Genomic DNA, 14,228 nt, shown 5'->3' on the forward strand with positions numbered 1-14,228 from the left:
GACCGGCCTGGGGTGGGGCTCCTCCTCGCGGATCCGCGAGCTAAGGGCCGACGGAAGCCGGTTGTCACGTAGCGCGACAGGGCTATGAACGGCGGCACCGATCACGGGAAATAGTGCGTTCCATGTTGCCTGTACAGGGCGATCGGTTCAGTGGCCGGCGACCCTCTCCGGGTCATGTGCGGCGAGGGTCAGAAATCGAGAGTGTCCACACTCCACCCGGCTGCGGTCGGCACTGCCGATACCCACACGGTCGTGGTGGAGTCGACGGGGACCGTGGCATCCGAGGTGACGGCCGATTGCGTTATCTCCGCGACTCGATAGATGCGCTCGGCGGTATCTGCCGGGCATCCGGAGCAGCCGATCGAGACGGTTGCGGTGATTTCGGCGTCTTCTTTCTTCCACTGTTCCCACTGGGCACCGGGGCCTCGCTCGGTCGTTGCAGGGGTGGAGAGTTTTGCAGCGAGGTTGTCGGTGAACCATCGGCGGGCGCGTAGAAACGCGTCGGTCGAGCTCGTGTCGGTGCTGGGGTACCAGGTGAAGGCGGTCGTCAGTGCTTGACGGATTGCGGTCTCCGCGTCTGTGGCGGCGCTGCTGATCGGAGCGGGTACAGCGGTTGTCTCGGTTGGCTGTGTGTTGATTTCGGGTAGCGACGGCGCGGTTGGCGCGCTCGTTGTCTCCGGTGCCGATTCCGGCTCATCGGTGGCGGGTGAGCTGCAGGACCAGGCGATGGTCACCACGGCTACAACGACGAGGAGGACGGCTATAAGACGTCGGCCGGCAAGGGACATCAGATCCTCCGGGCTTTCATTCCAGCCATGAGTGGAGCTTGTTTGACGACGTCTCCGGTGGTGGGGGCGTGGATCATCTGACCGCCGCCGATGTAGATACCGACGTGCCCAGGGCCGTTCGCCTCGAATGATCCGAAGACGAGATCACCGGGCATCGCTTGATCGATCGGGATCTCCGAACCCACTCCCCATTGGGCCTCGGATGTGCGGGGCAGGGTGATGTGCTTGCCCGCGAAGTAGGCGAAACTGGTCAGTCCTGAGCAGTCGAATCCTCCTCGGGAGGGGCCGTTGATATCTCCGCCGCCCCAGACGTAGGGGGTTCCGAGGTACTGGCGTGCAGCCTCGACGACATTGTCTCCGTCAGCTCCGGTCGGCACGAACCGGCCTGTGGAACCTTCGGATGTGTACTGCGCTTGGCCGGCCAGAATCTTCGCCACATAGGGCTGTGTTTGTGTGGTGTAGTCACCGCCGGATGGCATTCCACCGGCTGCGAGCACCGCGGCGGGGCCCGCGTTGTAGGCGGCAATCGTCAGTGCAGTTGGGTCGCCCTTCACTTTTCTCGCGGCGATGGCTGCGGTGATATCTCCGTTGATGGCGCACATGAAGTGGGCTTGTGAGATCACTGCATCTCCGATGGAGTTCGGGTCGGCTCGCCCGTCTCCGTCGTAATCCTTGCCCCACGTTGCCCAGGTTCCCGGCATGAATTGTGCGGGCCCCAACGCTCCGGTGCTCGATACCGGAGCGGACGGGCCGTAGCGGAAACCGTTCTCGGCGGAGAGTTGGGATGCGATCAGGGGAGCACCCACGCCTGGGCACACGGCTCCTGCTTTGCGGATCCACGGCTCGAACTCCGGCGGCACGGATCCGGTTCGGAGATCTCCGCCGGCCGTGCCGAAGCCACAATCGACAGCGGTACCGGCGCCGGTCGGTGAATCAGCGCCGGACGATTGGGGGCTTCCCGCCTGACCGAGTTTGCTCATCGGGTCGATAGCGGTTCCGCCCTGTAAACGGCCGCCTTCCCAGTACTCGAAGTGCAGATGTGGTCCGGTGGAGCCGCCGGCGTTGCCGATGTCGGCGATGTGGTCGCCGACCTTGACCTGTTGTCCCTCCTTGACGAGGACGCCGTTGGGATACATGTGCCCGTACACGGTGGAGACCGGTTTTCCGTCGACGATCGAGTCGAGGACGATCCACATTCCGAAGCCTTGAGCGGGTCCGGCTTTGACCACAGTGCCGTCGAGGGCTGCGTAGATCGGGGTGCCGATCGGGCCCGCGAAGTCGACGCCTTGGTGCATCGTGCCCCACCGCTGCCCGAAGGGGGACGTCATCGTGGTCGTGCCATCGCGGGTCGGCTTGCCGATGGGACCGGACGGGGTCAACGGCGATGCATCATCACCACCGGTACCGGACGAGACCGTGGGGGCACAACCGCTGGAACCTGACGATGTGACGAGTACGACGACCATCAATGGAATGACGACGAGTACACCGAGAGCGGCGATACCGACCGCCAGGGCGAGTTTCCACCATCGACGTGGCGCTTTCGAGTTCGGCGACACCGCTGTCTCAGGCGGGGCCACCAAGGTCATCGCCGTGCGCCTGACGCAGCTCGATGGAGGATTTCCGTCGGATTCGTGGTGGCACCTGGTTGGACGGTCGGTCGGGCACGACGCGGAGCACTCGACGGCCGCGTGGACCGGTCGGGAAGCAGAAGCGGCGAGCCCTCATCGGTGGAGTACTCACGGAATCGTCCGCCTCCAGGGCCGGTCACCGTGGCGCGGCTGGCCCGAACTTCTCGGTTTCCTGGAGTCGACAGTGCGGGAGCGGTGGCCACCGGCCGCTTGATACCGGGTGCGTTCGTTGTCTTGTCGCCGTGAGAGCGGACCGCCGATCGGTCTCCGACGGGGCTGGAGACCGGAGTGTGGGAGTGACCGGAGCCGACGACCGACTGCGTCGGGGGAAGGTCGATGTTGATCGGTTTGCGAAGGCTGGGGTGGGTTTCGGAAGCATTGGTGGTGTCGGTGGCCGCCTGGGTAGCTTTGGCGTCGCTCCGTCGACCGACGACCTTCTTGACGCCCGCGGTTGCAATCTTCCCGGCCGAGTAGACCACGGCAGCAGTTCCAAGTGTGGCTGCGCTGCTGGCGGCTGCCGTCCCGTCGACGAGAGCTTTACTCGCCTTGGCGGTTCGGGCCGTTGCATGGCTGGCTGTCTTGGCCAGTCCCTTTCCACCTTGATAGGCCTGGCGGGCCACTTGTCCGGCGTAGGCAGCTTGGGCGAGGGGGCTGGTCGGTGTCTTGGTCGATATCGCGGTGGGCGCGGCTCCTGGTCTGCTTCCGAGCTTGCGTGCGAGGGCGTCGGAAGCTTTGCGTAGTCCTTTCACTGCGCGGCGGTAGAGAATGATGCCCGCGATCAGAACGATGTCGGTCAGGATGAATTTCATCATCAGCGGAGAGTCGCCGTCTCCTCTGAACAACTGTCCGATCACGATCATGTATCCGACGAGGAACACCACCGCGAAGATAACGATGACCATCGACATCAGCACCGCGGCGAGGGTTTTCCACAATGCTCCGCGGCCGGATCCGGGCAGAATTCCAACGACGGTCACCACAATTCCCTTGACGGCCGATGCGAGGGCGGTGAGTACCGCGAGGATGAGGGTGAACGCCAGAATTGTGGCGAATCCGAGCAGGATGACACCGGCCAGTAGCATCGCGACCCCGGACCCGACCTGTCCCGGTCCGGGGTGATCGGCGAAGTCCTTCATCTGTTTTGCGCCTTCGCCGCCGCAGCCTTTGATGTTGTCTTTGAGGGTGTCTCGTGTGTTGCCGTCTGCTTTTTCGTGGCCGGCGTCCCAGGCTTGAGTGCAACGTTCTCCGTCGGGCGAGCCGTCGATGACTCGGCCGAAGTTCAGCAGTTGGGTGGGTTGCCTGATGAACGTGTCGGCCATCTGTTCCGAGATCTGGTCGATGAGTTCGTCGGAACTCGACGTCGTGTCTCCCTTGTTGGCCAGGCCTGCCGCAAGCTGCACGCCGGCGTCGCGCGCCTGCATGATCAGGCCGTCTTGTCCTGCGACCCGTTCGACTGGATTGGACAGGATCCCCACTGCCGCAGCGGCGATCGCTGCTGCCATCAGGAGTTCGTACACTCCCGTCGTCCACCGTCCGCGAATGACCCACCACGCTCCGATGCCTGCAGCAGCGGTGAGAAGAAGGCCCGTGAGCTGGAACTGATCGGTGACCGTTTGCATGGCATCGCCGATCGAACGGAACGGCGCAGTCAACAATTCGAGCCACTCGAACCGCAAGGCGTAGGTGACGAACCAAATCGCGAAGCCGGTCACCCCGCGGTACACCTCGTACTCGAGCATGATGAAGGTGGAGAACACGGTGTACATCGGGTGCCCGACCGAGCCTTCGTCGATGGACATGAAGTAGTCCCAGACCAGAATTCCGTGAGAGTCACGGACTTCCATCCAGCTGAATGTGCTGTTGGTGGGCAGGGTTTCACCCGGGTCGGCATGAGCCGGTGACGCCAGGGCGATCGCCAGCAGACCGATCATGTGCCAGACAGCGACACCTGTGACGATCGCGCGGCGGATTCGAGATGCCACTACCCACTTGAAGACAGGGCCGAGGAAGCGAGCGAGAACACTGCACCACGACCGCGGGATCCACGACCACAGCACGAGCTCGAGAACCATCTTGACGCCGCCGCCAATCGAACCTGGCCGGCGCACAACTCGTTTCGACATCACCATGTCGCCAACTCCGCAGCGCGCTCGGTAGTCGATTCTTTCGGAGTCGTACTCGCCGCTTGGTATCTCGCTTCCGATGCCGGAAGTAAGACCTTGATGCGGCCGACGTTGCCGGCGGGATCGCGCATGTAGCCCTCTCCGCGGCGATGCGGTGCGACGTATCCGTCTTTGCCTTCGACGGGCGATGTGTTCTCCATCAGCTCTTTGAGCAGTCCGAGATCGTCTTCCCCGACGCCGAGCCACTTCAACGATTTTTGCGCTAGTCGTCGATCCGTCTGCCGGAACACGAGCCGGGTGGGGATGAGCCCTCGCAGCGTCTCGGAGCCGAAGTCTGCTTCGGGGTCGTGCGATCCGAGCATCACCGCGGCGTCGTGTTTGCGGCCGTCTCGAATGAAGTCGATGATGATCTCGACACCTTCGCTCGAGCGCGTCAGGTGATGGCATTCGTCGAGCAGGAAGACCGCGAGGGTGTTGGGGTCCGCGAAGCAAATGCCGCGGGCGATCTGCGCGATGAGGGTGTACATCATTCGCCCTACCCGCTTCTGGAGCGACATCTGCTTGAACAGATGCTCGTTCTCCACTTCTCGCTCCGAGGGCAATTCCAGTGTGTGAGTGCGGAAGACGATGGCTCCTGCGCGTGGATTGAACGGCTCTAGGTCCGGCCGAAACAGCGCTGCTGCATAGGATTTGGTCGCGTAGACCTTCAACTTTCCGGCAAGCTCGGCAGCTCCGTCGAGGGTGCAGTCCTTCTCGAGGTGCGAAACCAGGCCTGGGGTAGTGAAATTGCCGAAGCGAGCGCGGTATTCCGGCTCGAGCACTTGAGACAGCAGTACCCCCAAACGGTCGTCGGGCTGAAGTTGCAACAGCGGCAACAGAATAGACACCGCAACTTCCCCTCCTCGTGCGGGCGAGAACAGCCGAAGAGGGTCCATCGTGACGTCCGGTGCTGCGGTATCGACGACCACCGCGTCGGTGATCGCTTCGGCCCACAGTGCGTATTCGCCCAGAGGGGTCCGGTCGACCACGATGACTTGGCCGCCGCGGTCGACGACCTGGTTACCGGTTGTTTTCAAGTAGCCGGACTTGCCTGATCCCAAGTTGCCACACACTCCCACCGAACCCGAAACGTCACGTGACGCTTTCTTGGCGATGTCGTGGTGCACGACGCCAGTGCGGGCCGAGGAAATGTTGAGTGCGATCAGCGGGCCGTCTCCGTCGCCGAGATCGTTGCGGGTGACCGGTACGTACGCGGCGAAATGTTCGGATGTGGTGATCTGCGCGAACTCGTTGCAGATCGCCGGCGTCGGCACGCCGGGTGTCATTGCCCAGAACAGCTCCTCCTGGAATCCGATCGGTGACTGCAACCTGTAGGTCGAACCCTCGAACTCCTTCGCCAGCTCGCGCTGATATGCGATGGCCGTCTCTTCGTCCGCGGCGGCGACACAGAAGACGGTGGTGGATTGCACTTCCATCTCCATTGCGTCCGCCTCCAGAAGCGCGTTGTATTCCGCGAGGGCGACGGCAGCGTCGTCGAGGACGCTGCCGGTGCTCAATTCGTCTTCTCGCTGGGTGTATTGATCGTTCATCTGCACCAAGGCGCGGCGGTTCTTCTTCAGAACCTCCGATGCAGCGGAGTTCTTGAACCGAATTGCCCAGTCGACATCGACGCCGCCCAGGTTGTCCGCGAGGGTCAGGTACTCCGAGCCTGGAAACAGCGTGCCGCCCGAAGGAGTGGCGGCGAGCACCAGGAAGCACTGATAGCTGGCCGGCGGTGGCGTTACCTCCCACGGCTGGTCGACTTTGAGCACACGCGACAAGGTCGGCGCCTTGGCCCGCCAGCCCGATTCGGGGCGATCGCTTTGAGCCCCTTCGTCGAGCCGCGCGGCAGTGAAGGATCCTCGAGCAGTGCCTGCCGGATGATCTAGAGCGGTGGGCATGTCGGTATCGAGGCCGAGGCCGCGCTGCAGAGCATGTTGGTGCAGCCACACCATCTGGGAGGGGGTTGCGGGGGTCGCATCGTAGAAGGCAGGGATGGCCGCGGCGATCTGCGCGGCCTGAGCTGCGCGGCGTTCTCTCTCCTCGACGGGAATCGACGAGGGCGGCATCCCCAGCAGATCGGCCACCGAGGACCATGCGGCGGACGTTGCGGCCTTGACGGTGTCACCGAAGCCGTGGTTGGCCAGGGGGATGGACAGCCAGTAGATTCGCTGGCCGGGTCGGATCTCCTCCAGGCGGTCGATCGTGGCGTCGCATTCGTCTGCCCACGCGGGATGGAGATCGAGATCGACACCCCGTTCCATGCGCTCGACGATGGTCATTGGGTCCAGACTGACCGCGACACTGAGCAGGAGAGATTCGCCAGGAAGAGCGCGCAGCAACATCTTGTGCATCGCCCGCGCGGTCTGTCGGTCTTCGATCGGCCGGTACCCGTACGGGATTCCGGTCAGGACGTAGTCCGCCCAGACGACTCCGGAGCGGGTCCAGCGCAAGTTCGAGGTGACGAGCCGGTTCGGTTGTTGCATTACGCCTTCTCTCGGGTCGGGGTGGGGGCCGCTGCAGCCATGGCAAGCAGCTGCTGAACGCTGCTCGCCGGTGCCAGGTTGGCGACGCCGAACGCTTCGGCCAGGGCTGGACTCTGCGAGCGCTGGCGTTCGCCGTCCGATCGCGGCCGGGCTGGCGCTGGTGCGATCTTTCGCTCCGGCCGCGGTTGGGTCAGAGGTCTGAATGCTGGTGCGGCCGGCGCTGCGTTGTCGTCGAGCTCCACCGGTGCCGCGGCGTTCTCTACTCGATCGCTGGATGCTCTGATGACTGCTGGTTCACTGATAGCAGCGTCGTGGCTTGGCGGGGTGTCGAGGATGATCACCGACCCCAGTACCGCGTGAGGGCGTTTGATCCGGATCGGCTCGCCATTGATCCTCGACGGTGACATCGCCCCGGTAGCCGCGCGCCCGACACCCCGGACTACTGAGATCGGATTCCGTGCTCCCTGCGGCAGCCTCCCCAACGCCCACAGGGTGCCGCCGGTGACACCGAGGAAGATGACACCGTTGGTGATGACACTGCCCTGCGCCCACAGCGACTGGGTCAGCCACAGCAGTCCGCCTGCAATACCCGCGCCGACGAACTGGGTCAGGGTGTAGGGGCCACCGGGGATCTTTCGGCCGTCTGGCGCTTTGCCGATCAGCTGCGGAAAATTGCGCGCTTTGGTGAACATCTTGACCACGCTCCGCGAGGAGGCCTGCTGTTCGGTCATGGTCGGTCACACTCCTGCGGGGGTCGTTGAATCGAGGTGTTCGTGAGTTGGCCGAGCAGTGTCAGATGAACGCCGCGATCGGATCGGGCACCACGACGACCTCGCTGCTTTGTGGCGAGGCGGAGCCGGGAAGCTCGTCGCCGACACTGTCTTTGACGGCGGTGATGTTCCACATCACCCAGATCAGTGCCCCGCCGACCACGATCGCCACCAGTGTTTTGGCAATGGCGAAGTGACTTTTGAAAGCAATCGCGGCGATGAACCCGGCGACGCCGACGCCCACGAGAGTGCGGATGAGGCCCTGCACCTCCGCACCTTTGTTGTTGGCCCATTCGATGATTCCTTCGGCGACGACGGTCGACGACGGATCGGCCAGGATCGAGGTAATGGTCATTGTTCGTACCTTTCGGATAGGGGGAGCAGAGCGTCAGTTCGGTTGAACGGGCGCTGCGGGAACGGAGGAGGTAGTGCTGGCACCAGTCGAGGTCGGCACCGCAATGGTTGGGGTTGCTGCGCTGAGTCCGGTCGAGTTCGCGAGCAACGGCATCGGGTCGAGCGCGGATACTTCCCACCGGCCACCCCGGGCGATCGCTGTCAGCGGGTATTGCACGGTCGAGGTCTGCGCTCGGTCCGTGGCTGTGACGGTCGCGGTGGCGAGCACCCGTACCGTCGCACCATCTGCCGGGGATCCGGACGCACCCGCCGAGAAGTCGGTGTCCGAGACGAGGTCGGTGATCTGGACACTGGTGTACGGCGCGGGGGTGACGGCACGGATCGGTGTGCCGGGTGAGGTGTAGCGAGAAATTTCTCCGGCACCGGCAACCATTGCCGAGAGGAACTGGCTGATCGACTGGGTGAGCGAGTGATCGAGGCCGACTCGGAATCGGTAGCCGAGTGTGAGGTCACCGCCGGTTGCCGGGGCCGCCACAGCAGCAGGGACTGCTGCAGCCCGCGCGTCGTCTCCCACGAACACGACAGGGACCGAGAAGTATCGACGTTCCGGCTTCGTCGCCGGGTCTGCCCCGATCGGAACCACCGAGACCGACACAACGATCGCGTAGTTCTGGCCGGCCGCCTGTAGCGGTCCTCCTTGCGATGTCGATCCTGTGGGACCCTGATTTCGCGCCGGCGGGTCGATTGCTTTCACGCTCGCGATTCGAGGTTCGGACGCGGTATAGCTCGCCTGAGCCGGAAGCGACATGCCGTCGGTGCGGACGAAGCGCGCGAGGGCTTTCTCGTCTCCTCGCTTGGATTGCAACCACGTCAACACGAAGTCCTGCGCGAGGTCGGTCGCTGCTGCTTCGCGGGCTGTGTCGATGACCGTCTGAGGGTTTGCCTTGCTCTGGATCGGCGTCGTGGACCCGACGCCGGCCAAGACGAGAACCAGTGCCACCACTCCGGAGCCGATCGCCGCGAACAGACCCCACTTCATCGCCTTGGTCGCGACCGCTTGCTTGCCGGCCCACTGATGAAGCTCGGTGGCCGGCGCAGCTTCTGTCGGCTTGTTCGAGCCCTTCTTACGGAGATGGATCTTCATGAGATCTCCTCGTGCCGAGACGGCTCGACCGTGGCGGGTACGAAGCCCTCGTCGACCAATCGCAGAGCGCCTCGACCCCGGGTCGCCATCATCCGTTCGAGCGCTGCCCGCGCCTGCTCGGCCGGCTCACCGAGCACGACCTCGCGGACGCGGCTGGCGATCTCTGCGCTGAGCGGATTGTCGCCGAGTTGCGCCGCGAGGCCGCGGATCTCTTCGGACACCGAGTGCACGCGAGCGGTGTCCGAGAGCAATGCGGCCGACGGATCGTGGTCGTCCATCCGGGGTCCTCCTGTCGGTAGCCCGCCGTGTACGGGCTTCTGAGAACAGGTAGATCCCTTCGCGGGCGGGTCTGTGACAGAGGCGACCGGAAATTTCTCGAACTTTTTTTCACCGCCCCGCTGCGATTCGTCGGGCTGTTATCACCGTCGCCGTGTAACCGCAGGTCACAGCGGTCTATGTCGAACGCGGGGCGCTGCCGTTTTCTGGTTCCGCCGGACCCGGCGGGTATAACAGCTCCGCCTTTTCGAGTAAGAATCCGCAGCTCAGCGGATATAAGGCGCTGTTTGTGTCAGAGGCGATCGAACTTCAGTTGCCTCTATCAGGAGCGCCCCAGTGACCTCGCCGCAGCCTTCCTCGCATTCCTCCACCCCACTCGGATACAGCACATCGCTGTTTACGACGATCAACGCCGAGTGGACCAATCTCTGTGTCGACGCTCTCGCAGGCCGCGAAGTCCGCACGTGGGCCGATCGACACCCCGCATGGTCGTCCGCTCGCTCCGTGGCCGACATCGCTGAGCTTGCCGCTCAGGACAGTGACGCCACCCTGTCCCTTCTGCTCACCGAGCACAGTGCAGGCAGCGCCCTCGCCGGCACAGTTTTGGTCCGGTTGATGCTCCCCAAGCTGGTCCGAATCCATCGCTACGCGCGGCTGGACGGAACCGATCACAGCCGCGAAGAACGTGCCTCGCGTACCATCGCCGCGTTCTACGAGGTGATCGCTTCGCACCGTCCCGGCGGCACTGGGATTGCCGGGGCACTCTCGCTTCGGACGCTGGGTCTGATCACCAAGACCTGCGAATCTGCGGTGGAAACGCCGGCCGAACCCGACCAGCTCCACCGGGTTGCCGACGGATCCGATGACCGCACGACCAGCAATCCGGGGGAGGTATCGGCACGGGAATTGCATTCGGTTCTTGCATGGGCAGTGCAGTCCAAGACCATCACTGCCGACGAGCACTCACTTCTGATCCGTGCATATCTCGTCACCGAAGGTGCCGATCTCGCATCGCTCGCCGTCGAGGAGAACTGCTCACCGGCAGCCCTTCGACAGCGCTTGAGCCGCGCTGTCGCGCGAGTCCGCGACGGAGTAGCAGCACGCACCGGCAACACTCCCTCGCCGGGAAAGCGGACGTTCTTCTACACCCGATCACACCATGAGTCCGCCTTGGCGAGCTGAAGTCCACCTGCACCAACCCCGCTCTCACCTACAAAGGACGCACATCATGACCGCATCTCGTACACGCAAGAGGATCGTTGTCAGCGCAGTCGGGCTCGCCGTCGCTGCCAGCATCGTCGTCATTCCCTCCGCCATTGCCGATCCGCAAGCCGGTGCTCCGGCATGCCCGGACAACATCTTGGTGGCCATACCCGGCACCACGGAAACCAACGAGCAGGCCGATCCGAATGTGCCGGTCGGAATGCTCCGCAACGTCGTGGACCCACTCGACTCCGAGTTCTCATCCCAGGAACTGCAGACATACACAGTTCCCTACGTCGCGACGATCGTGAACGACAAGGCCCAGACCTACGGAACCAGTAAGAAGGAAGCGATCGATCGCGCATCGCAACACATCTCCGAGAAGGCAGCCGAATGCCCGAGCACCAAGTTCGGGCTGACCGGCTTCTCCCAAGGGGCCGACGCCGCGGGAGATCTAGCCAGCAAGATCGGAAACGGCGAGGGCCCGGTGAGCGCCGATCGCATCTTTGCCGTGGGCCTGATGGCCGACCCCGGCCAGAGCCCGACCGCCGGCGTTCAACTCGGAACCAAGACCACCGGCAACGGCTTCGTCGGTGCGCGACCCAAGGGATTCGGAGCTCTCAACAACGTCACCGCCAGCGTGTGCGATCCCGACGACACGTACTGCAACACCCCCGACGACGCCATCGCCACACAGTTCATCGGGCAACTCGGATCGAAGATCGACGCCACCGATCCCGCGTCTTCGGTCGCCGGAGTCGTCACCACGCTTCTCGGTCTCGACGGCCAACCCCTGACCGACACGCTCGGCAAACTGAACACCGCAGTGACCACAGGCAACATGCTCACCGTGCCGCAGCTCGCACTCGACCTCGCCGGCAACGTCTCAACACTGAGCGCAAAGGTCGCAGAAATGACCATCCCCGGGGCAGACATCGCCCCGATGGCCACCACCGTCTCGCAGCTCACCGATGCAATCCACCGCGGTGACATGTTCGCCGTTCCGGCACTGCTGGCGACCCTCACACCCCAAGTCATCAGCTTCGCGAGCCAATTCAGTTCGATGATCGGGACCGTGGTGTCCAAGCTGCCTATCAACGAGTACATCGCGATCGGCACCACCGCAGCGCGGATCTCCACCAACGCCGCGGCCCAGAACTATGTGGCTCTACCGGCCGATCTCGGCAAACTCGTGGGCCAGGTCAACAACGCGGTCCGCAAGACCCTCCGCGCACTCCCCCTCGACGAGTTCCCCCTTTTGAACCGGCTGGCCGATAATCTCACCCCAGGCCGCGTGCTCGACGAGGTGCTCAACTACGCCACCTCGCTCGCCACCGATTCGCACAACTCCTACGCGAACGAACCGATGGCCGACAACGGTCGAACCGGAGCGGACGAGCTCACCAACCTCTTCCGCACCCGCATCACCAACCCCACGGCACAGATTGCTTCGTAGCCGACCCACCTCCCTACTCGAACACAAGGAACCGTCACGATGCTGACAGAGCTGGACGACCCCGACACCGACATCGCTGTCCGCATCGACGTGCACGACGCTGGGGGTACCAAAACGTGGCACCCCCAGCGCGACGGTCATCTCCTCCTGAACGCCGATCCCGCGGCGTCGACGCACCTCGCACACACCCTCGCCGACACCCTCAGCGGCCACTCTCCGCACGTATGGATGATCACTGGCCCGTCCAGAACCCCCACGTTCTCGACCACCGCGGACACCGACCCGGACCCTGTCGACATCATGGATTCCGTTTGGCGATTCACAACCCAACGCAAAACTCTGATCGACAACGGTCAAGCCACAACCCACGACTTCACCCCCGCATACCTCGTCATCGACTCCCTCGAAGGCGTCGTAGACACCCTCCGCCTCACCTGCAACCGCAGTCTCCAACTCCTGTCCGTCCTCGCTCACCGCGGACACCGCGCCAACGTCTACCTCGCCACGATCACCGATCTCAACGCCCCACGCATCTCCGAAGCGTTGCGGAATTTCGCTGAGCCTCGTCTGCGAGACCGGGACTGTCTGAATAACGGTTGATCCGCTGACCTTGCGTGGCGCGGCCTCACGGAACCGGTGCCTGGTCAATCACGCCACGGAACGAAGGTGGGATTCGAGCGTTCTGATCCGTTCCCGGCCTCGGCCGATGTCGTAGCGGGAAGCTCCGTGCGGCAAAGCAAACTCGATGTTCAGTCGACCGCCATACCCATGGACGATGTAAACAGGAAAGGAAAACCCAGCTGGCGCGGGCCGGCAGTCCTCGAGTTTGAGTCCTGCGGGCGATCGCAATGGTGGAACCGTGCCTCCATTGGTGCAACGAACCTCGTTGGGTTCAGGCAACAGCACTGCCATCTTCGCGGCTGTCAGGGCTTCACTTTGGAGGTGGCCGGCGGCGAGATCGATGTGCAATTCCTCATTTAAACTGCGAGCCAGATCCACGATTTCTACGGACTCGGCCGTAGCCCGATAGACGGGGAAGCCGACAATATTTGTTCCCGCGGTGGAATCCACTGCAGGTGTGACGTGAGGCCTGAGGTCCACAATAAAATGGTAGGCGATGTCGGCGAGCCGAACACTTCTCAGATCTGACTCGGTCCGCATGATAGCGGCAGATACTAGGCCGTTTACCGTAACTCCATGGTGACGTCCGAAGTCGATGAGCCCGGTCGTGACTCGCCTGCTCAAACGACAACGCAGTTGGGTCATCGCACGATGTGGCTCGGTATAGCCAGCCGTCGGCGGCCTGTTTAATGCCGACTCTAATGGTTCGTCATTGCCGACATCGGGTGTGTCGATTCCTCTCTCGGAGAACAGCTTTTCCAGCGACTCGGGATAGCCATGAACAACCGCGTCAGGGGTCTTTCCTTCCACAATGTCGGTGTAGAAAGACCACAGATCGCTGAGCAAATCTACAGAATGGCGACCGTCGGCTATGCAGTGGTGGGTTAGTAAAGTCACACTCGCGCAGGCGGAATCGCCGACGACGTGTAGCCCGGAAAGGGCGCGGCCCGCACTGAGGTTCACCCCGCTCAGCGGCTGACCGGGATCCCCTGTGTGCACGCTGAGGCCGGGCAGCGGACCGGATGGTTTGACGATCATATGGTCTCCATCGATCGTCTCCACGTGCGCAGCCAACACAGGATACGAGCGTCGCAATGTCGCAAATGCCGCCGAGAGCCCCGATATGTTCAAATCGCCGCGAGCCCGCACCGAATACCCGATGAAAACTCCCAAGTCGACGTAGAGCGCCTCACTGGGAGCGAGCCCCCGAATAGAGTAATCCACAGTCACCACAAATTCCTGTCACTTAAATTGCTGTTCGATAGGGGACGTGCAGCTCGATGATCACGAGCCCGGCACCACCAGGAGCGTTTCTGATCATGGGATGGCCTCGGGAG

The 14,228-nt window shown here is 63.3% G+C and carries 12 protein-coding genes; 3 read left to right on the top strand and 9 right to left on the bottom strand.

Annotated elements, in window-relative coordinates; genetic code table 11:
* Positions 1-188 precede the first annotated feature (188 nt).
* From RFA01S_RS28315 to RFA01S_RS24720, 8 genes are all read right to left on the bottom strand, one after another.
* Positions 189-788, bottom strand: coding sequence for a hypothetical protein (locus tag RFA01S_RS28315; RefSeq protein ID WP_015586149.1), 600 nt, complete (start codon positions 786-788; stop codon positions 189-191).
* Entirely contained in the window at positions 788-2,254 is a 1,467-nt protein-coding gene (locus RFA01S_RS24690; RefSeq protein WP_072692242.1) for a peptidoglycan DD-metalloendopeptidase family protein, read from the bottom strand. The genes RFA01S_RS28315 and RFA01S_RS24690 overlap by 1 nt, the downstream gene beginning before the upstream one ends.
* Before the next feature lie 119 nt (positions 2,255-2,373).
* Positions 2,374-4,548 carry a hypothetical protein gene (locus RFA01S_RS24695; RefSeq protein ID WP_052049377.1) on the bottom strand — a complete coding sequence of 725 codons (2,175 nt, stop codon included), beginning with the start codon at positions 4,546-4,548 and terminating at the stop codon, positions 2,374-2,376.
* Positions 4,542-7,067: an ATP-binding protein gene (locus tag RFA01S_RS24700; protein ID WP_015586146.1), complete on the bottom strand. Its 2,526-nt coding sequence runs from the start codon at positions 7,065-7,067 to the stop codon at positions 4,542-4,544. Before RFA01S_RS24700 ends, RFA01S_RS24695 begins: the two co-directional genes overlap by 7 nt.
* Positions 7,067-7,798: a hypothetical protein gene (locus tag RFA01S_RS24705; RefSeq protein ID WP_015586145.1), complete on the bottom strand. Its 732-nt coding sequence runs from the start codon at positions 7,796-7,798 to the stop codon at positions 7,067-7,069. Before RFA01S_RS24705 ends, RFA01S_RS24700 begins: the two co-directional genes overlap by 1 nt.
* Positions 7,799-7,859: 61 nt before the next feature.
* The gene (locus RFA01S_RS24710) at positions 7,860-8,192 is read right to left on the bottom strand and encodes a hypothetical protein (RefSeq protein ID WP_015586144.1); all 333 of its coding nucleotides are present in this window, start codon (positions 8,190-8,192) and stop codon (positions 7,860-7,862) included.
* A gap of 33 nt (positions 8,193-8,225) precedes the next feature.
* The gene (locus RFA01S_RS24715) at positions 8,226-9,335 is read right to left on the bottom strand and encodes a conjugal transfer protein (RefSeq protein ID WP_015586143.1); all 1,110 of its coding nucleotides are present in this window, start codon (positions 9,333-9,335) and stop codon (positions 8,226-8,228) included.
* Positions 9,332-9,613 (bottom strand): hypothetical protein, encoded by a 282-nt coding sequence (locus tag RFA01S_RS24720; RefSeq protein ID WP_015586142.1) that lies wholly within the window; start codon positions 9,611-9,613, stop codon positions 9,332-9,334. The genes RFA01S_RS24715 and RFA01S_RS24720 overlap by 4 nt, the downstream gene beginning before the upstream one ends.
* Before the next feature lie 334 nt (positions 9,614-9,947).
* Between RFA01S_RS24720 and RFA01S_RS24725 the strand changes: the two genes are divergently transcribed.
* Genes RFA01S_RS24725 through RFA01S_RS24735 form a run of 3 tightly spaced genes read left to right on the top strand, consistent with a single transcriptional unit; the run spans position 9,948 to position 12,870 of the window.
* A complete protein-coding gene (locus tag RFA01S_RS24725) occupies positions 9,948-10,793 on the top strand; it encodes a hypothetical protein (protein WP_015586141.1) in 846 nt (281 codons plus the stop codon).
* A gap of 46 nt (positions 10,794-10,839) precedes the next feature.
* On the top strand, positions 10,840-12,270 hold the full coding sequence (locus RFA01S_RS24730) for a cutinase family protein (protein ID WP_015586140.1): 1,431 nt from the start codon (positions 10,840-10,842) through the stop codon (positions 12,268-12,270).
* Between the two features lie 39 nt (positions 12,271-12,309).
* Complete coding sequence (locus RFA01S_RS24735; protein WP_015586139.1) at positions 12,310-12,870, top strand: hypothetical protein; 561 nt, start codon at positions 12,310-12,312, stop codon at positions 12,868-12,870.
* 48 nt (positions 12,871-12,918) lie between these two features.
* Here RFA01S_RS24735 and RFA01S_RS24740 read toward each other — a convergent pair whose 3' ends face one another.
* Positions 12,919-14,121 (bottom strand): phthiocerol/phthiodiolone dimycocerosyl transferase family protein, encoded by a 1,203-nt coding sequence (locus tag RFA01S_RS24740; protein WP_032365006.1) that lies wholly within the window; start codon positions 14,119-14,121, stop codon positions 12,919-12,921.
* Positions 14,122-14,228: the final 107 nt, after the last annotated feature.

This window comes from Rhodococcoides fascians NBRC 12155 = LMG 3623 (genome assembly GCF_001894785.1).
Classification (GTDB): Bacteria; Actinomycetota; Actinomycetes; order Mycobacteriales; family Mycobacteriaceae; genus Rhodococcoides; species Rhodococcoides fascians.

Coding starts and splice junctions, on each gene's coding strand:
- RFA01S_RS28315 (WP_015586149.1), bottom strand. CDS start 788: ATGTCCCTTGCCGGCCGACGTCTTATAGCCGTCCTCCTCGTCGTTGTA.
- RFA01S_RS24690 (WP_072692242.1), bottom strand. CDS start 2,254: ATGGTCGTCGTACTCGTCACATCGTCAGGTTCCAGCGGTTGTGCCCCC.
- RFA01S_RS24695 (WP_052049377.1), bottom strand. CDS start 4,548: ATGGTGATGTCGAAACGAGTTGTGCGCCGGCCAGGTTCGATTGGCGGC.
- RFA01S_RS24700 (WP_015586146.1), bottom strand. CDS start 7,067: ATGCAACAACCGAACCGGCTCGTCACCTCGAACTTGCGCTGGACCCGC.
- RFA01S_RS24705 (WP_015586145.1), bottom strand. CDS start 7,798: ATGACCGAACAGCAGGCCTCCTCGCGGAGCGTGGTCAAGATGTTCACC.
- RFA01S_RS24710 (WP_015586144.1), bottom strand. CDS start 8,192: ATGACCATTACCTCGATCCTGGCCGATCCGTCGTCGACCGTCGTCGCC.
- RFA01S_RS24715 (WP_015586143.1), bottom strand. CDS start 9,335: ATGAAGATCCATCTCCGTAAGAAGGGCTCGAACAAGCCGACAGAAGCT.
- RFA01S_RS24720 (WP_015586142.1), bottom strand. CDS start 9,613: ATGGACGACCACGATCCGTCGGCCGCATTGCTCTCGGACACCGCTCGC.
- RFA01S_RS24730 (WP_015586140.1), top strand. CDS start 10,840: ATGACCGCATCTCGTACACGCAAGAGGATCGTTGTCAGCGCAGTCGGG.
- RFA01S_RS24735 (WP_015586139.1), top strand. CDS start 12,310: ATGCTGACAGAGCTGGACGACCCCGACACCGACATCGCTGTCCGCATC.